Annotated in this window: 12 protein-coding genes; 9 read left to right on the top strand and 3 right to left on the bottom strand. The window is 72.0% G+C overall.

The features are described 5' to 3' along the window. Positions 1 to 59: 59 nt before the first annotated feature. Entirely contained in the window at positions 60 to 1,010 is a 951-nt protein-coding gene (locus ASC60_RS27690; RefSeq protein WP_055555615.1) for an SDR family NAD(P)-dependent oxidoreductase, read from the top strand. Between the two features lie 83 nt (positions 1,011 to 1,093). Here ASC60_RS27690 and ASC60_RS27685 read toward each other — a convergent pair whose 3' ends face one another. Further along, positions 1,094 to 1,987, bottom strand: coding sequence for a hypothetical protein (locus tag ASC60_RS27685; RefSeq protein WP_055555613.1), 894 nt, complete (start codon positions 1,985 to 1,987; stop codon positions 1,094 to 1,096). A gap of 138 nt (positions 1,988 to 2,125) precedes the next feature. Between ASC60_RS27685 and ASC60_RS27680 the strand changes: the two genes are divergently transcribed. Continuing rightward, positions 2,126 to 3,115, top strand: coding sequence for an alpha/beta fold hydrolase (locus tag ASC60_RS27680; RefSeq protein ID WP_055555611.1), 990 nt, complete (start codon positions 2,126 to 2,128; stop codon positions 3,113 to 3,115). Here ASC60_RS27680 and ASC60_RS27675 read toward each other — a convergent pair. Together ASC60_RS27675 and ASC60_RS27670 are read right to left on the bottom strand one after the other, a co-directional pair. Next, a complete protein-coding gene (locus ASC60_RS27675) occupies positions 3,066 to 4,298 on the bottom strand; it encodes an FAD-dependent monooxygenase (protein ID WP_055555609.1) in 1,233 nt (410 codons plus the stop codon). The two genes, ASC60_RS27680 and ASC60_RS27675, sit on opposite strands and share 50 nt — an antisense overlap. A 3-nt stretch (positions 4,299 to 4,301) precedes the next feature. Beyond that, positions 4,302 to 11,636 carry a non-ribosomal peptide synthetase gene (locus ASC60_RS27670; protein ID WP_063787224.1) on the bottom strand — a complete coding sequence of 2,445 codons (7,335 nt, stop codon included), beginning with the start codon at positions 11,634 to 11,636 and terminating at the stop codon, positions 4,302 to 4,304. Between the two features lie 405 nt (positions 11,637 to 12,041). Between ASC60_RS27670 and ASC60_RS27665 the strand changes: the two genes are divergently transcribed. From ASC60_RS27665 to ASC60_RS27635, 7 genes are all read left to right on the top strand, one after another. After that, positions 12,042 to 13,403: an ATP-grasp domain-containing protein gene (locus tag ASC60_RS27665; protein WP_055555607.1), complete on the top strand. Its 1,362-nt coding sequence runs from the start codon at positions 12,042 to 12,044 to the stop codon at positions 13,401 to 13,403. Positions 13,404 to 13,408: 5 nt separating this feature from the next. Continuing rightward, on the top strand, positions 13,409 to 14,674 hold the full coding sequence (locus tag ASC60_RS27660; protein WP_055555605.1) for a type III PLP-dependent enzyme: 1,266 nt from the start codon (positions 13,409 to 13,411) through the stop codon (positions 14,672 to 14,674). A gap of 31 nt (positions 14,675 to 14,705) precedes the next feature. Beyond that, positions 14,706 to 14,978 carry an acyl carrier protein gene (locus ASC60_RS27655; protein WP_055555603.1) on the top strand — a complete coding sequence of 91 codons (273 nt, stop codon included), beginning with the start codon at positions 14,706 to 14,708 and terminating at the stop codon, positions 14,976 to 14,978. Between the two features lie 84 nt (positions 14,979 to 15,062). Next, positions 15,063 to 15,908 (top strand): hypothetical protein, encoded by an 846-nt coding sequence (locus ASC60_RS27650; protein WP_055555601.1) that lies wholly within the window; start codon positions 15,063 to 15,065, stop codon positions 15,906 to 15,908. Then, positions 15,905 to 16,435, top strand: a complete 531-nt coding sequence (locus ASC60_RS27645; RefSeq protein ID WP_055555599.1) for a holo-ACP synthase — start codon at positions 15,905 to 15,907, stop codon at positions 16,433 to 16,435. The genes ASC60_RS27650 and ASC60_RS27645 overlap by 4 nt, the downstream gene beginning before the upstream one ends. After that, positions 16,425 to 16,844 carry a 3-aminobutyryl-CoA ammonia lyase gene (locus ASC60_RS27640; protein WP_370592971.1) on the top strand — a complete coding sequence of 140 codons (420 nt, stop codon included), beginning with the start codon at positions 16,425 to 16,427 and terminating at the stop codon, positions 16,842 to 16,844. Before ASC60_RS27645 ends, ASC60_RS27640 begins: the two co-directional genes overlap by 11 nt. A gap of 71 nt (positions 16,845 to 16,915) precedes the next feature. Further along, positions 16,916 to 17,926: a 3-oxoacyl-[acyl-carrier-protein] synthase III C-terminal domain-containing protein gene (locus ASC60_RS27635; RefSeq protein ID WP_055555597.1), complete on the top strand. Its 1,011-nt coding sequence runs from the start codon at positions 16,916 to 16,918 to the stop codon at positions 17,924 to 17,926. The last annotated feature ends 8 nt before the right edge of the window (positions 17,927 to 17,934 follow it).

Genomic DNA, 17,934 nt, shown 5'->3' with positions numbered 1-17,934 from the left:
CGCCCGCCCGCACGGCCTCCGGGCCGTGCGGGCCCTCCGCCGCAAGGGAGCTTGCCGCCATGCCGTCCGTGTCTTCCACCCCGCTCTGGGATGTCCACCGGCTGCCGCAAGCCGATGGGCGCGTCTTTCTGGTCACCGGCGGCAACGCGGGCATCGGGTACTTCATCGCGGAGCAGCTGTCCGCGACCGGGGCCACCGTCGTGCTGGGCAGCCGCAGTCCGGTGAGGGCCGAGGCCGCCATGGCCGCGATCCGGGAGCGTGTCCCCGGTGCGCGGGTGCGTGCCCTGCGGCTGGACCTCGCCGACCTCGCCTCGCTCGAAACCGCGGTGGACGCCCTGGAGACGCCGCACCTCGACGCGGTGGTGCACAACGCCGGGGTCGCCCTCGACGACCCGCCGCGCCGCGAGACCGGGGAGGGCCATGAGCTGATGTTCGGCACGAATCATCTCGGGCACTTCGCGCTCACCGGATGGCTGATGCCGCTACTGTCGGCCGCGCCGGCGGGCCGCGTCGTGACGGTGGGCAGCTTCGCGGCGAAGACCGAACGGCTCGACCTGGACGACCCGCAGTCCCGGCAGGACTACCGCCCCAAGCGCACCTACGGCCGGTCCAAGCTGGCGCAGATGCACTTCGGCCTCGAACTCGACCGCCGTCTGCGCGCCGTCGGCAGCCCGGTGGCGAGCGTAGTGGTTCACCCCGGCGGCGCCCTCGACTCCCTCACCCCCTCGCGGCCGCCCGTCCATGTGCCCACCCTCGGCGCCCGGTTGCGCGGCGCGCCCGCCGGTGTCCTGCTCCAGGGCAAGCACGCCGGGGCGTGGCCCGCGGTGCGAGCGGTGCTCGACCCGGCCGTGCGCGGCGGGCAGTTGTGGGGGCCGGGCGTCTTCAGCCTGCGCGGCAGACCCCGGACCGAACCGGTGTGGGCCCATCTCACCGACACCGCCGTCGCGGCGCGGCTGTGGGAGCTGAGCCGCACCATGACCGGCGTCGACCCCGTCCCCGTCCCCGGATGACCCCGAGAGGGTGCCGGCTCGCGCCGCTGGAGATCCCGCGCATCCGCCCCGCGCCACCTCGTCAACGGGCCAACGCCATGGGTTCAGGGCGCCACCCGGGCCACCGCGCCCGTCTCGAGGGCCACCCAGAGCGCCCCGTCCGGGCCGACCGCGATGCCATGGGGTTCCGATGAGGGAGAGGGCAGGTCGTACTCGCGGATCGCGCCGTCCGCCGTGATGCGGCCGACGCGGTTGGCGCCCCATTCGGTGAACCAGCACTCTCCGGCGGACACCGCCACGATGGCGTGCGGCTTGGCCGTACGGTCGGGGAGCGGGAACTCCTCGACCGTGCCGTCCACCGCGATCCGGCCGATCCGGCCCGCCGCGATCTCGACGAACCACAGGGCAACGCCGTCACAGGTGATCCCCACCGGCCCGGCGCCGGCCGTGGGCAGCGGATGGAGGGTGACATCACCGGCCACGTCGATCCGGCCGATGGCGTTCGCCTGGTTGAGGGTGAACCACAGCGCGCCGTCCGGACCCGCCGTGATCGCCGAAGGGAACGCCCCCTCGACCGGCAGGGCGAACTCGGTGATCGCGCCGTCGACGCCGACGCGGCCGATGCGGTCGGTGTTCATCTCGGTGAACCACAGGGCGCCGTCCGGGCCGGCAGCGATGCCGAACGGCGCGCTCCCGGGCGTCGGCACGGCGTGGGCCCCGGACCGGCCGTCCGTCGTGATACGGCCGATCCGGTGATCCTGGGAGCGGGCGAACCACAACGCCCCGTCGGGCCCGGCGGCGATGATCGTCGGCCGGCAGGTGCGCGCGTCCAGGTCGTACGTGGTGAGGCCACCGTCGACGGTGAGCCGCGCGATCTGGCCGCTGTGCACGAGGGTGACCCACAGCGCGCCGTCAGCGCCGGTGGCGAGCGCGTACGGGCCCGACCGCTCGTCCGCCACGGGGAACACCCGGACGGAGGGCGAAGCGGAGTGCGGCACGAAGGCTCCTTCCGAAGCGGCGGCGGTCACCCGACGCACCCTGCCCGTCGGGACGGGGCCTGTGCAACTGCTTTCCGCACCCCGTGCCTTAGCATCGTTACTGAGCAGTAGAGCGCCGCAACCGGAAGAGGAACCACAGTGCACAGCCCGGTCAAGCATGACGTCGTCGAGGTCAACGGAGTGCGGTTGCACATCGCGGAGCAGGGGGAGGGGCCGCTGGTCCTGCTGCTGCACGGCTTTCCGGAGAGCTGGTACTCCTGGCGCCACCAGTTCGGCCCGCTGGCCGAGGCCGGATACCGCGTCGTCGCCCCCGACCAGCGCGGATACGCCCGCAGTGAGCAGCCCGAGGACATCGCCTCCTACAGCCTGCTCCACCTCGCCGGTGATGTGATCGGGCTGATCCGCGCCCTCGGCGAGGAGCAGGCGGTCGTCGTCGGACACGACTGGGGCGCGCCGGTGGCCTGGATCACCGCGATGCTGCGCCCCGATGTCGTACGGGCCGTGGCCGGGCTGAGCGTCCCGCCCGCGCTGCCCACCGGAATGGCCCCGCCCTCGGCCACCCGGACGTACTACGGCGAGGGCTTCTACCAGAACTACTTCCAGCAACCGGGCGTCGCCGACGCCGAGTTGGGGCAGGACATCGCGTCGTCCCTCCGCCGGATCCTGTACAGCGGCTCCGGCGACAACCCCAGGACCGAGCGGCCCCGGCCGTGGGTCGTCCCCGACGGCAAGAGCCTGCTGGACACCGTGCCCGAACCGGAGCAGCTGCCCGGGTGGCTCACCGAAGCGGACATCGAGGTCTTCGCCCGCGACTACGCCGAACACGGCACCCGGGCCTTCACCGGCCCCCTCAACTGGTACCGCAACATCGAACGCAACCAGGAACTCCTCGCCCCCTTCCGGGGCCGCGGCATCGAGGTGCCCGCGCTGTACATGGTGGGCGACCGCGACCTGGTCACCTCCTTCCGCGGTGTGAACACCCTGCGCGCCTCGCTGCGCCGGATCGTCCCCCGGCTGCACGACGAGGTGACCCTGCACGGCTGCGGCCACTGGACCCAGCAGGAGCGCCCCGACGAGGTCAACGCCGCCCTGCGGGACTTCCTTGCCCACGTGGACGGCCGCGGCTGACCGCCGCGGCGGGGCCGGGGAAGGTCAGCGAGCCCTCCAGGAGCCCGGTGAGCCGCTTCGTCGGCAGCACCCGGAAGTACGCGTCACGCAGAGGCCTGCGAAAGGGGTTCTCCGCCTGCTCGACCGCGCTGATCGACCGGGCCGCCGCCACGACGCCGCTGGTCCGCTGACGGCGCTCGTCCTCGTAAGCCCGCAGCGCCCGGAGGGGGTCGGCGGCCCTGGCCAGATGCCGCGAGAGCACCACCGCGTCCTCCATCGCCATACCCGAGCCCTGGCCGAGGCTGGGAAGCATGGGGTGGGCGGCGTCGCCGAGCAGCGTCACCGGACCCCGGCCCCAGCGGTCGAGGAAGACGCGGTCGTGGGACGGGGTCGCCAGGATCGACTCTTCGGGCGTCTGCCGGATCGCGTGCCGCACTTCCTCCGCCCAGCCCGCATAGGCGAGTTCGATATCGGCCTTGCCGCCCTTCCAGTCGTGCGCGCGTTCGGCGGGCATGTTCTTCGTCCCCCACCAGTAGAGGGTGCCGCCGCCCATGTCGACCAGCCCGAACCGCTGACCGCTGCCCCAGTAGTGGGTCACCGAACCGGTGGTGAAACGCGGATGGCTGAACGGCACCAGGGCCAGCCAGCAGACGTATCCGCCGTACCGAGCCTCCTCGGGGCCGACGAGCCCGCGCCGTACCACCGAGTTGAAGCCGTCCGCGCCGATGAGGAGATCACCGTGGGTCTCGGTCCCGTCCGAGAACCGGACCGCCACCCCGGGCCCCCCGCGGCGCTCCTCGGTGCTGAAGCCCTCCGCGGTCGCGCCGAGCCTGATCGGGATACCGTCGGCGGCGTCCAGCAGGGCCTGCTGGAGCGCGGACCGTGTGATGAGAACGCTCGGTACGCCCAGCCGCCCGATGATCTCAGGGAACGGGAACTCCCTGATCAGCCGTCCGCGTGCGGTCCTGACGTGGTAGGACGTGAGGATCTGCCCATGCTTGTCGAGTCCCAGATCCAGACCGATGGAGTCCAGGGCCGCGAGGGCGTTGCTCATCACCGACAGTCCTGACCCCGCGGCCCTGAGCTCGTCCGCCCGCTCGTGGACCTCGACATCGAGCCCGGCCTCGCGCAGCGCGATGGCCGCCGTCAGGCCGCCGATCCCCGCGCCCACGACGATCGCCTTGCGGCGCCGGTGGCTGGTCATGCGTCACTCTCCCCTCAGATCGCTGTCATCGGTGTGCCACTGCTGGGGCGTGAACCCCGGGCCCGCGCCAGGAGGCGGGGCGATCAGCTCACCGACCGTGCGGGCCACGTGGACGACGTGCGGCTCCTCCATGATCGTGAGGTGGTCGCCCGGTACGTCGAGCACGGTCAGTTCCCCGCTGGTCCGCTCCCGCCAGCCGTTCGCCGGATCCCGGTGCATGCTGCCGATGGTCTCGTGCATCGATTCCAGGACATCGGGCAGCGGTTCAGCGGCGTGGATCAACGTCATGTCCTGGTGGACCGTTCCGGGCCGGTACGCGTAGGCCGCCCGCCAGTTGGTCTCGTACACACGGAACAGCCGTCGCACGACCGCTCCGGTGCTGCCTGCCGGAAGCACCCCTTCCGCGACCGCGAGAGCGGCGATGAAGTCGAACCGCTCGTCCAGTGTCGTCGGCCCGGCGGGCAGGACCTCCAGGGGCGAGTCACCGCCGCGGCGCAGCCACAACAACTCCCAGAAGAACCACGTGAGCAGGGCGTCGGACCTGACGGCACGCCGTCTTCCCGGCGCGAGAGCCGTGGTGTCGAGCAGCACCAGGTGCGCCACCTCCTCGCCCGCCGCCCGGATCTGCCGGGCCATCTCGAAGGCCACGAATCCGCCGAAGGACCAGCCGCCGAGCGTGTACGGGCCCCGGGGCCGCAGCCGGCGGAGGGCGGCGACGTAACTGGCCGCGATCTCCTCGACGCCGCCGCGCAGGGGTTCGGTCCCCGGATCCACTCCCGCGGCCTGGAGCGCGTACAGCGGCTGGTCTGGGGGCAGGTGCCGTGCGAAGCGCACGTAGCACAGCACGTTGCCGCCCATGGGATGGACGAGGAAGAGCGGGGGCCGGCCGCCGCCGGAGCGGATGGGCACGAGCGGGTCGAAGGCCGCGCTCGCCCCCGTCGACCGCAGCCGTCCGGCGAGTTGGGCCATGGTGGGCGCCGCGATCAGCTCGGACAGGGGAAGGCCGGTGCCGTAACGCTGCTCGATGAGGACGACCAGACGCATGGCGGTGAGCGAGGTGGCGCCCAGGTCGAAGATGTTGTCGTGCACGCCCACGGCGGGCCGCCGCAGCAGCTCGCCGACGATCTCCACCAGGGCCCGCTCGTAGCCGTCCCGTGGCGGCGCCGTACCGCCTGTCACCCCGGTGGTTCCCACCGTCAGCGGGCGGCGTCGCAGGGCCGCGTCGTCCCGTTTGCCGCTCGGGGTCAGCGGCAGCGCCGGCAGCCACTCGACGTGCGAGGGCACCATGTGATCCGGGAGGACGGCGCGGAGCTGCTTGCCGAGCTGCGCCGTGTCGGTGTGCTCCCGGTCGCCCACGAGGAAGGCGGCGAGGAACGCGTCACCGCCCTCACGGCGCCTCGCCACCACCGCCGCCTCGGCGAGGCCCGGGTGGTGGGAGGAGGCGAACCGGGCGATGGCCAGCTCCACTTCCGCCGGTTCCACCCGGAAGCCGCGCACCTTGACCTGTGTGTCCGCTCGGCCGGTGCACACCATCGCGCCGTCGGCCAGGGCGAAGCCGAGGTCGCCGGTGCGGTACAGACGGCGGCCCGGCCCGCCCGAGGGGCGGGGGACGAAGCGCTCCGCGGTCAGCGCGGACTGGCGCAGATACCCCTCGGCCAGGCAGGCGCCGCCGAGGTGGATCTCGCCCGTGACCCCCGCGGGCACCGGACGCATCCGGGAGTCGAGGATGAGCACCTCGGCGCCGTCGACGGGGGTGCCGATCGGCGGCAGGGACGGCCAGTGGTCCGGGTCGCCGGACAGGGTGTGGCTGGTCACGACGTGCGACTCGGTGGGGCCGTACTGATTCTCCAGCAGGGCCCCGGGCAGCCCGGCGCACAGCCGGCGGATCTCCGGGGTGACGCGCAACTGCTCGCCGGACGAGATCAGCACCCTGAGGGCGCCGGGGATCAACCCCAGGGCGGCGGAGGCCTCGGCGAGCTGCTGGAGCGCCACGTACGGCAGATACAGCCGCTGCACCCGCTCCCGTTCGAGCAGCCGCAGGAGAGCGGGCACGTCGCGCCGCTCGGCCTCGGACAACAGCACCAGGGTGCCGCCACCGCACAGGGTGGAGAAGATCTCCTGGAAGGAGACGTCGAAACTCATCGGCGCGTACTGCGCGGTGATGCCGCCGGGTACGCCGCTGGGCACGCCGTTCTGCCAGGCGATCAGCCGAGCCAGTGAGCGATGCGGCATCGCCACGCCCTTCGGCCGTCCGCTGGAACCGGAGGTGAACAGGACGTACGCGGTGTGTTCGGGTGCGATCGCGGGGACGGGCGGCGCGTCGGCGCCGGGTCCGTACCCGCTCGCGTCGAGTACCTCCTCCGGCGTCAGCGTCGTGGCCGCGCCGGACACCAACTGGTGGTATGAGGGCTGGGCGATGACCCTGAGGGGCCGGGCCTGTTCCAGCATGGCGCCGAGCCGTTCCGGCGGGTAGGCGGTGTCCAGCGGGAACGCCGCCGCCCCGGCCTTGAGCACGCCCAGGAGCACGGCGACCGCCTCCGGTGAACGGTCCATGGCGATGCCGACGCTCTCTCCTGGCGCGGCGCCCAGGGCGAGGAGCCGACGTGCCACCCGGTCGGACGCCCGGTCGAGTTCGGCATACGTCCAGCGCTGTTCCCCGAAGCCCAGGGCGATCGCGTCCGGTGTGCGGACGGTCTGCTCCCGTACGGCCCGTACGACATCCGGCGGCGTCGCTTCCACCGGTACGGCGGGTGCGGGCGAAGGTGCGGGCAAGCCGGATCCGGGCGCCTCGTCCGGGTGGCGCACGAGCCGTGAGAGGAAGCCGGTGAAGGCGTCCGCGTACAGCTCGGCCTGGGACGGGGTGAACACGCCGCCCTGGTAGTCCAGGCGCAGCCACAGACGCCCGTCCGCCGGGTCGGTGAGGGCGTTGACCAGCAGGGTGAAGTTGGTTTCCTCCCAGGTCAGGAAGGAGCGCAGCCGTACGCCCGGAAGCGCGAACACCTCGGTCAGCTGACGGAAGTGGACGTAGTTGAAAGCCGTGTCCAGGACGGTGCCGCCCAGGTCCTCCTGGATGGCGCTGAGCGGATAGCGCCGGTGTGCGTGGCTCTGCTGTTCCTGCGAGAAGGCCTCGCGGACGACGTCGAGCCCACTGTCCCGGGCGGTGTTCAGCCGGATGGGCAGGGTGTTGAGGAACAGGCCGGCGATGCGCTCCGCGCCCTCCGTCTCGGGGCGGCCGTGGGTGATCAGCCCGGTGACGATGTCCTCGGTGCCGCTGAACCGGCTGAGCGTCAGGCAATGCGCCGCGAACAGCACGGACTTCACCGGAACCGCGTGCCGCCGGGCGAAGTGCCGGATCGCGTCGGTCAGCTCGGCGGACACACTCTCCCGGCGCGTGATCAGCTCGTCGCCGCGCGGGGTCTCATGAGGGCGGAACGCGATCGGCCGTGGGGGCGAGGCGCCGTCGAGACGGTCGCGCCAGTACGTGCGCGTCGACGCGGACGCGAGCGCGGCGCGTTCCGCCGCCACGTGCCCGGCGGGGGAGGGGAGCTTGTGCTCCGCCACCGGCCCGGTGTGCAGTCCCATGGCGCTCAGGTAGTCCTGCAGCAGTTCGCGCACGAGGTTGGCGACGCTGCCGCCGTCCAGGAGGGCGTGGTGGAAGCTGAGGACCAGCTCGACGGTGTCCGGCAGGACGTACAGGCGGAAGTGGTACAGGGGCGCCCGCGGGAAGTCGTAGCGGTGGAAGCGCCGCTCCTCTATGTGCCGGGCGATCTCCGCCGGTTCCGTGTCCCCGCCGGCGCCGCGCAGGTCGTGCACCGCGAGCCCGCCGGACACGTGCGGGGCCACGAGCTGCAGCGGCTCGGAGAAGCCGCCGAGGTCGAAGGAGGAGCGCAGAGCCGGGTGGCGGGCCACCAGGCGGTCGAAGGCCCGGGTGAACGGCGCCTCGTCCCACGGGATGTCGAAGGAGTAGCGGAAGACGTCGTGGTACACGGCGGTGCGCTCCTGGGCGCGGCTGTGGTACAGCAGGCCGAGCTGGAGCCGGGAGAGCGGATAGGCGTCCTCGTACCCTTCCAGCCGGGCCCGGTCGACGCGGGAGACCAGGGCGAACGGCTCGTCCGCGGCGCCGCCGGAGGGTTCGCGGCCGCTGGTGGCCACCGCGGCCAGTCCGGCGACCGTGGGGTTTCGGATCAGGTCGGTGAGGGAGAAGAGCAGCCCCTCCTTCGCGGCCGCGGCCTGCACCCGCAGCATGAGCAGCGAGTCGCCGCCGAGGGCGAAGTAGTCGTCGTACACGCCGATGTCACCGGCTTCGAGCAGTTCGGCCCAGATGCGTGCCAGGGTCCGCTCGGCCGCGTCGCGCGGCGGTGTCTTCTCGCGCGGCCCCGTCCCGGCAGCCGGGAGGGACCGCAGGGCGCGCCGGTCGGCCTTGCCGTTGGGGGTGAGCGGCACCGCGTCGATCCGCACGAAGGCCGCGGGGATCATGAAGTCGGGCAGCCGGGAGGCCAGATGGACCCGGAGCGCACCGGGCTCCAGTTCGGTGTCCGCGACATAGCAGCCGGTCAGATACGTGCCGCGGGACGCGGACCGCCGGTCCACCACCACCGCGTCCCGCACGCCCGGCGCCGCTGCCAGCGCCCTCTCCACCTCACCCGGCTCCACGCGGTTGCCGCGTATCTTCACCTGTCCGTCGATCCGGCCCAGGTACTCCAGGGTGCCGTCGGCGAGCCGGCGGGCGAGGTCCCCGGTGCGGTAGAGCCGGTTCCCGGTCCCGGACGGGCCGTGGGCCCCGGCCGGGCCGCGGGTCCCGAAGGGGTCGGGGACGAACTTCTCGGCGGTCAGCCCGGGGCGGCCCAGATAGCCACGGGCCACCCCGACGCCGCCGACGCACAGCTCACCGGGCACCCCGGGCGGCTGCGGCCGGCCGTGGCCGTCCAGGACGTACAGGGCGGTGTTGTCGATGGGGCGGCCGATCGGCACCCGGGTGACCGGCACGCCGGGCTCGCTCGGGCAGTCGTGGTACGAGACGTCCACGGTGGCCTCGGTCGGCCCGTACAGGTTGACCAGCCGGGGCCCGGGGCCGGAGCCGGAGGCGAAGACGTGGTGGAACTGCTCGACGCGCGCCGGGGGCAGCGCCTCGCCGCTGCAGAAGACGTGCCGCAGCGAGGCGGCGTCCGCCCGTGCCGCCGCGTCGTCGCCCAGCAGGTCGAGGAACGGGCCCAGCATCGAGGGCACGAAGTGCAGCACACTGACCCGCTGGTCGCGCACGGTCCGCAGGATGGTGCGCGGGTCCTTCTCACCGCCGGGCGGCAGCAGCGCCACGGTGGCGCCTTCGACCGCCCACCAGAACAGTTCCCACACCGACACGTCGAAGGAGACCGGGGTCTTGTGCAGCAGTACGTCCCCCTCGCCCACCGGGTAGCGGCGCTGCATCCAGGCGAGCCGGTTGACGACGGAGTGGTGTTCGACCATCACACCCTTGGGCCGTCCGGTGGAGCCGGAGGTGTAGATGACGTAGGCCAGGCCGCGGGAGGTGGCGGCCGGTTCCAGCGGCCCCCGCGGGCCGTGGAGCAGGTCGGCCACGCGCAGCACCGGAACGGCCGTGTCCACCTCGGGACGTGGGGTGTCGGCATCCACGAGGACGGCGGCGGCGCCGCTGTCGCGCAGCATGAAGGCGATGCGGTCGGCGGGGTAGCCGGGGTCCACGGGCACGTAGGCGCCACCGGACTTGAGGACGCCGAGCAGGGCGACGAGCGACTCCGGCCCGCGTTCGCTCAGCACGGCGACCCGGTCCTCCGGCCGGATGCCCCTGGCGCGCAGTGCCCGGCCGACCTGGTTGGCGCGGGCGTCCAGTTCGGCGTAGGTGAGCCGCCGGCCCGCGCCATGGATGACCGCGATCCGGCCGGGGGTCCGGGCCGCCTGTTGTTCGATCAGCGCGTGCACGGTGCGGTCGGCCGGGTAGGGGACGGCCGGTCCCTGCGCCTGGCGGATCAGCTGTGCCCGCGCGGCGCCGTCGAGCAGCGGAAGCGCGGTGGCGGGCCGGTCGGGCATGTCCAGGCCGCCCACGATGAGGGCGCGCACCTGCCGGGCCACCGCGGCGATGGGGAGGTCCGCGTCGAAGACATCGCCCGCGTACTCCAGGTCGATCCGCAGATCGGAGTCGTCCTCCGGGGCCTGGACGACGACGTAGAGGGCGTCCTGCGGGTGCCGCGGAACGAACATCAGCAGGTCCCGGCCGATGCCCGGCGGCACCGTGGCCCGAGGGAAACGCAGATAGGTGAGCGTGATGTCGAACGGCTGGCGCGAGGGCCCGCCGCCCGGCGGGGCCGGCAGGGAGCGGACCAGGTCCCCGAGGGTGAGCCGCTGGTGCGGCCGCGTCTCCTCGATCGTCGTCCCGATCTCGGCGGCCAGCTCGTGCAGCGTCGCCCCGGGGCGTATCGCCACCGGCAGCGGGAGGTTGTTCGCGAGCTGGGCGACGACTCCGCGCTCCGCCGGGGTGCGGCGGTTGAGGAACGGCACGCCGAGCACGATGCCGTCGGTGCGGTGGAGACGGGCGGCGTACGTGGCGAACGCCGCGGCGAGGTAGGCGAAGGGTGAGCCGCCACCCGCGCGCAGGCGCTTGACCAGGGCGGCGTCGAGGGTGAACGTGTACCGGCCGCTCGGCGGCCGCCGGTCGTACCGGGTGCTCCTCGGGCCGGCGGGGGGCGTGCTCCGGGGGAAGAGGGCGGGACTGGCGCGTGTCAGGGCCGCACCGTGGTGGACGAGGTCCCGCTCGTGGTCCTCGGATTTCTGGTAGCGGGCGTCCGCCGCGAGGGTGTCGGTGTAGGCGGTGCCGGTGTAGGTGGTGCCGAGGCCCGGGGACGGCTGTCGCCGTCCGTTCGTCAGCAGGGCGTATTCGGTCCACATCTCGGTGCTGACCAGGTTGAGCGACCAGCCGTCCACGATCAGATGGTGGGCCTTGAGCAGCAGATGGACGACCTCGTCGCTCTCGCGCAGCAGGAGGGCGGTGAAGAGTCGGGGGCCGGCCGGCACGAAGGGCTCGGCGATGAGCCGGTCACGCCAGGTCTCGAAGGCGGCGGCCGGTTCGGGTCCGTCCGTAAGGTCGACCTGTTCGACCCATGAGCACGCGTCGCGCCTGTCGATCCACTGGTAGGGGACGCCCTCGTCTTCGCCGAAGCGCACGCTGAAGGCTTCGTGCCGGCGCAGCACCCGTGTGAGGCTCGTGCGCAGCGCCTCGGTGTCCACGGGGCCGGTGAGTCGTTCATGGACGACGATATTGAATTGCGGGTCGCCCGGGTTCTGGGCCTCGGCGGTCCAGATTTCGCGCTGATTCGACGTCAGCGGCATACGATTCACGTTTCCCACGGACTTCCTCCTTCGCTTTCCGGCCGGTCGGGTTCGCCGGGATCGGCATGGATGGAATGTCGGCTGGGGCGCACGGCGCGGCACGGCCACGGTCCCGGGACGGCGCCGGCCCGTGCGGGGGCAGGGGGCGGGGCCGCGGCCGGAGGGTTGCGGGGAGATGGTATGTGCCGGGGCGGAGCGCGAGAACGCCAAGTCCAGGGACCTTGTGGCTACCGTAAGGGGGGCACCGAAGTGCTGACGGGGGATCACCACAGCCTTTGCCGACAGCTGTTGCCGGTGCGCCTGCCCGTGCTCTGTACTTCTCGGTGTGATTCCACGCGCTGAACGTTCGCGACCATCAATCCTGTCGTGAGTGGCAAACCCCTGCACAGGAAGGTGTGAATGGCTATGAGCGGTGCCTATTTACGTGGCCTCAAGGGGTCGCTGACCGGAAATCCCGACGCCCGGCTGGTCTTTCTCTGCAATTTTGAGGTCGAGCACGCCTGGGCGCGCAATTACGTCGGACTGCCGATACCGAGACTGGCGTCGGCTCCCGCCACCGTGCAGCGCATGGAGGAACTGGGCGCCCTGCTGGCCGGAAGCGGCGACGTGATCTGCCTGGGCGAACCGCTCGACCCCGGCTTCAAGCGGTACGCCACCGGCCTCGGCTTCCACCTGCCGGCCGAGTTCGTCGTCCCCCCGGGCGAGCCCGGCGCCAGCACCGGCGAACGCATTCTGGCCTCGCCGGAGACGCTGCGGCGCCTGGCGGACCTGGCCGACGGCCGGACCTATCTGATGCCGATGGGCACCTCCGCCACCGAGCAGAAGATCTCCGAGTCGACCGGCCTGCCGCTGGCCGTCCCGGACAGCGACACGATGGAGCGGGTCAACGGGAAGATCTACAGCCGGCGTCTGGTCGAGGAACTGGGCATCCGTCCGGTGCCCGGCGAGTGCTGCGAGACGGTGGACGAGCTCACGGCGGCGGTCCGGCGCGGCCTCGACGAGGGCCAGCCGCTCATCGTCAAGGAGTCGTACGGGGTCTCCGGCAAGGGACTGATCGTGCTGGACACGCCCGCCAAGGCCGAACGGCTGCTGCGGATGGTCCGGCAGCGGACGGCCCGCACCGGCTCCCGCGCCATCCACGTGGTGGTCGAGAGGTTCCTGGACAAGAAGTGCGATCTGAACTACCAGTTCACGATCGACCGCGCCGGAGGGACCCGCCTCGACTTCGTCAAGGAGGCGCAGACCTCGGGGGGCGTACACCTCGGCCATGTGATGCCGACCCGCCTCGGCGCGGCGCATCTGGCGGAGCTGGAGGACACGGCGGCCCGGGTCGGGAAGCGGCTGCACGCGGACGGACTGTTCGGCGTGGTCGGGGTGGACGCCATCCTCGGCACGGACGACACGCTCTACCCCGTGCTGGAGATCAACGCCCGCTTGAACATGTCCAGTTACCAGGGCCCGGTCACCGAGCGCTTCCTCTCCTCCGGCGCCGCACTGGCCAAGCACTACACGCTGGACCTCGATGCCCCGGTCCGGTTCCACCAGATCGAGTCGGCCCTCGGCCCGCTGACACCGCGCGGCCCGGGCGGCACCGGTGTCGTGGTCACCTGCTTCGGAACGGTCAACGCCGAGGCCCACCGGCGGCCCCCGTTCGAAGGCCGCCTCTACACCCTGCTGTTCGCCCAGGACCGCGATGCCCTGACCGCCCTTGACGCCGAGGTGCGCGACGCGCTCGGCGCCGTGCCGACGATAGGAGAGATCCGGTGAATGCGATGGAGTTCGAGATTCAGGGCGTGCCGGTATCCGAGCTGGCCCGCGAGTACGGCACCCCGCTGTACGTCTACGACGCCGAGGTCCTGCGCACCAACTACCAGCGGCTGCGGGAGAACCTGCACCCGGCGGTCGATGTCTTCTTCTCCCTCAAGGCGAACCCGAACATCAGCATCTGCTCCTACCTCGGCTCGCTGGGGGCCGGCGCCGAGGTGTCCTCGCTGACGGAGCTGATCACGGCGCAGCGCGCCGGCGTCGCCCCGGAGAACATCATCTTCCTCGGCCCGGGCAAGACCACCAAGGAACTGCGCGCCTGCCTCGACGCCGGTCTGCACGCCGTCGTGTGCGAGTCGCTGGAGGAACTGGAGGCGCTCGACGCCCTGGCCGTCGAGGCCGGCCTGACCGACGTGCCGGTGCTGCTGCGGATGAACCCCGACTTCCAGACCAAGGGCGGGGGGCTCTCGATGGGGGGCAAGCCACGGCAGTTCGGGGTGGACCTGTCGGTGCTGCGGCAGTCGGCCGCGAGCCTGGTCCGGACCCTCCGGGCGGCGCGGGTGATCGGCGTCCACGCGTACATGGGGACCCGCATCCTCGACTACTCCGACGTCGTCAACAACACCACCAACATCCTCTCCATCGCCGAGGCACTGTGCGAGGAGCTGGGCGTCCCGCTGCGGACCGTGGACTTCGGCGGCGGTCTGGGCGTGCCGTATTTCGACAACGAGAAGGAACTCGATCTCAACGCCCTGCACGGCGAGGTCAACGCGGTGATCGAGCAGTTCGTCGAACGGCATCCGCAGACCCGGCTGATCATGGAGTTGGGCCGCTATCTCACCGCGGTGGCCGGCACCTACGTGGTGCGTGTGCTCTACGTCAAGGAGTCGATGGGGGAGCGCTTCGCGGTCGCCGACGGCGGCACCAACCACCACATGGCCGCGGTCGGCGTGGGCAGCTTCGTCAAGCGCAACTTCCCCATCCGGTCGCTCACCCGCTACCACGACCCGGCGACCGCCCCCATCACGGTCACCGGACCGCTGTGCACCCCCAACGACGTGATCGGCAAGCGGGTGGCGCTGCCTCCCGTCTCGCCCGGCGACCTGCTCGGGGTCGAGCGGTCCGGCGCGTACGGGCCGACCGCCTCGCCCGTGCTCTTCCTCAGCCACGGCTACCCGGCCGAGGTCCTGGTCCACGACGGGACACCGCACCTCATCGCCCGCCGTGACACCCCCGCGGACCTGCTGAACCGGCAACACCTGGTCCGCTTCTAACCACACCCCTTCCGACCCGAACGGAGTACCCATGGACCGCACCGAACTCGTCAACCAGATCGAGTCCGCGCTGAGCGAGGCTCTCGAGCGCCCGGTCGACGGCCTGTCGGAGGACGTCCGGCTGTTCGACGACATGCACCTGGACTCCACCTCCGTACTCGAGGTCCTCATGACGCTGGAGGACTCGGTCGGGGTGGAGGTCGACCCCGAGCAGCTGGAGATGACGGACTTCGCCACCGTCGGCAGCTTCACCGACTACCTGCTCCGGCAGATGCCGTCCGCGGCGGGCCAGGCCGCCGGCTAGCCGGGATTCTCCCAGGCCCGGCCAGCCGGGCCTGGGAGGCCGCGTGACGTCCTCGACCTCAGAAGTCTTCCAGGAAGGATCTTGATGGCCGGCAGCACACTGGCGGTACGGCAGGGGGCGGCGGTCCTTGCCCCGCCCCGTACCGTGCGCCCCGAGTTCTCCATCATGGCGGAGTACGACCGCGACCTCCTCACGTCCTTCGGCCAGAGCCCGGACGTGGTGTCGGCCGGGGACCGGCCGGTGGTCACCCACGCCGATCTGGTCCAGCGGTTGCTCGACGGCGATCCGCTCGGAACCGTGGAACCGGACCTCGTGATGGTCTCCTACGCCCTGCCCGACGTGCACCCCTTCACCACCACCTCCACCCAGCTGAACCGGGCGTTCGGCAACCGCGCGGCGAGCTTCGCGGTCGCCGAGCAGGGACTGGCAGCGCCCTTCTCGGCGCTTCGCGTCGCCGCCGCGTACTGCCGGCTCGGCTACTGCGACCAGGCCGTACTGGCGGTGCTGGAGCAGAGCACACTGCCCAACGACGACCCGCTGGTGGACGGCGCGGACCTGATCGACTCCGGTGCGCTGCTGTTGCTGCAGTCCGGCCAGGAGGGACCGGGGCTGAGCGTGCACGACGTGTGGACCCAAACCGGACCGGCCGACTGCGCCCGCCGGCTCGCCGAGGTGACCGCCGCGGACCGGGCCGACACGGCGCTGGTCGTCGAAGGCCCCCGGGGCGGGCACGACACCCTGCCGGACGGCGTGGAGGTCCACCGGCACGCCGAGCGGACCTACTGCACGAGCGTCTGGCTGGAGCTGGCCCAAAACCCCCAGTGGGCCGGGCAGTACGACACGGTCGTCCTGCACGACACCGACCCGCGCTCGGGAACCTGCTCGGCGGCGGTTCTGCGCGGCGCCGCGCACCCGGAGCCCTCGCCGTGAGCCAGGCCACGGGGGAGTCCGGTCCCCCCTTCGTCGGGGTCGACCTGCTCCGCATCGGCGAACTCGACCGGCTGGCGCGCCGCGGCTGGTTCCGGCAGCTGATGTATTCGGCCCCGGAACGCCGGGAGGCCGGGACTTTGGCGCCCAGCCGGCGCCGGGAGTTCCTGGCCGGCCGGTTCGCCGCGAAGGAGGCGGTGCTCAAAGCGCTGGGCGTCGGACTGCTCGCCGGCGTCCCGGCCTGGCAGGTCGACATCGGCCGGACCGAGGAAGGAGCCCCTCTTGTGCGGCTGACCGGCGCCGCCGCGCGCCGTGCCGCCGACATCGGCCTGGACCGGATCGCTGTGTCGATCTCGCACAAGGAAGACCTGGTCATCGCCGTCGCGGTGGGCTGGTCGGCGGCCATGCCGGAGCGCGCCGACACCGCCACGCATCAGGAGGTGGCGCAGGCGTTCGACGCCGTTCTCGCGCGGACGACGAGGGCTCGCGGCGGCGTTCTCACGAAGAGGAGGGCACTCAGTGCCGACTGATCCGACCGATCCGTGCACGGTGATGCTGCGGGTGCGCATGGGAGCCGAGGAGGCGCACTACGGCGGCGACCTCGTGGACGGAGCCCGCATGCTCCGCCTCTTCGGTGACGTCGTCACCGAGATCGCCATCCGCACCGACGGAGACGAGGGACTGCTGTCCCACTACACCGAGGTGACCTTCACCGCTCCCGTCCACGCCGGTGACTTCATCGAGGTGACCGGGCGGCTGACCAAGGAAAGCCGGCTGCGCCGGGTCGTCGAGCTGGAGGCCCGCAAGGTCATCGAGGCCCGCTACGAGGAGGGCCACAGCACAGCCGCGGTCCTCGACGAGCCGGTGGTCGTCTGCCGTGCGGTGGGGGTCGTGGTGGTGCCGGTGCACAAGGCCCGCCGGCGCGCGCTGAGCGCCTGAGCCGGCCCCACCACGCGGCTCGGAGCCACGCAGCTTCAGGAAGTACGGACCACACACAGGAGGACAACGGCGTGACCTTCTCGACCGCCTACACGCCCCGGCCGGGCAACGGACCGCAGGGGGCCCTCGACGACCAGCCGACCACCCTGGAGGCATGGGGTGCCTACGTACCGTCCCGCTCGGTCTCCCTGGAGGACGTCGGCGGCCCGCTGGGGCTGACGCGGGCTCAGATGAAAGTGCTGCGTCGCGTCTACGGCGTCCGCGACATGCGGCTGGACCCCGAACAGTCGCTCTTCGACCTCATCCTCCCGGCCGCCCGCGCGGCCCTGAAGGAGGTGACCGACCCGAGCACGGTGAAGTACCTGCTGTACGGACACGCCACCCAGGAGGTCACCCCCTCCACCATGGACGCCGCCGACGTCCTGCGCACCTCGCTCGGACTCCATGACGCGCAGGCGTTCGGGCTCACCCAGCAGAACTGCGCGATCGGGCTCGCGGCCATCGACATGGCCGGCGCCCTGCTGGCGATGGACGGTGACCCGGCGGCGCGCGCCCTGGTCGTCACCGGGGAGAAACCCTTCGCGAAGCTGAACCAGGACTACCACTCCCTCGGTTCGGTGATGGGCGAGGCCGCCAGCGCCTGCCTGGTCGCCCGCGGGGGCCGGGGGGACCGCGTGCGCTCCTACGTCACCCGCACCCGCGGCGAGTTCGCCGACGGCATCCTGATGGACCAGGAAACCCGTGAGAGGGCCAACAACGCACACGATCCGGAGGTGTGCGATGTCATCCGCGAGGCGATCGCCCAGGCCGGCCTCGAACTCGACGACATCCACCGGTTCGTGCACTACAACTCGCTGATGATCGAGGTCTCCACCGAACTCGGCGTGGACCGCGACCGGTTCTTCACCGACAACCTCCCGAAGTACAGCCACTGCTACGCCTCCGACGTCATGGTCAATTACACGACGATGCGGGACACCGGACAGCTGGAGGCCGGTCGCCACTACCTGTTCACCGCGACCGGCCTGGGCGCCACGTACTCGGCCATGGTCGTCACCCACGCGCCCGAAGGCGACCGCTGACACCGTCC

The sequence above is a fragment of the Streptomyces sp. NBRC 110028 genome, from assembly GCF_001417735.1.
Taxonomy (GTDB): Bacteria; Actinomycetota; Actinomycetes; order Streptomycetales; family Streptomycetaceae; genus Streptomyces.
Note: the sequence above shows the minus strand (reverse complement) of the source record. Positions and strands in the feature narration are given on the sequence as shown.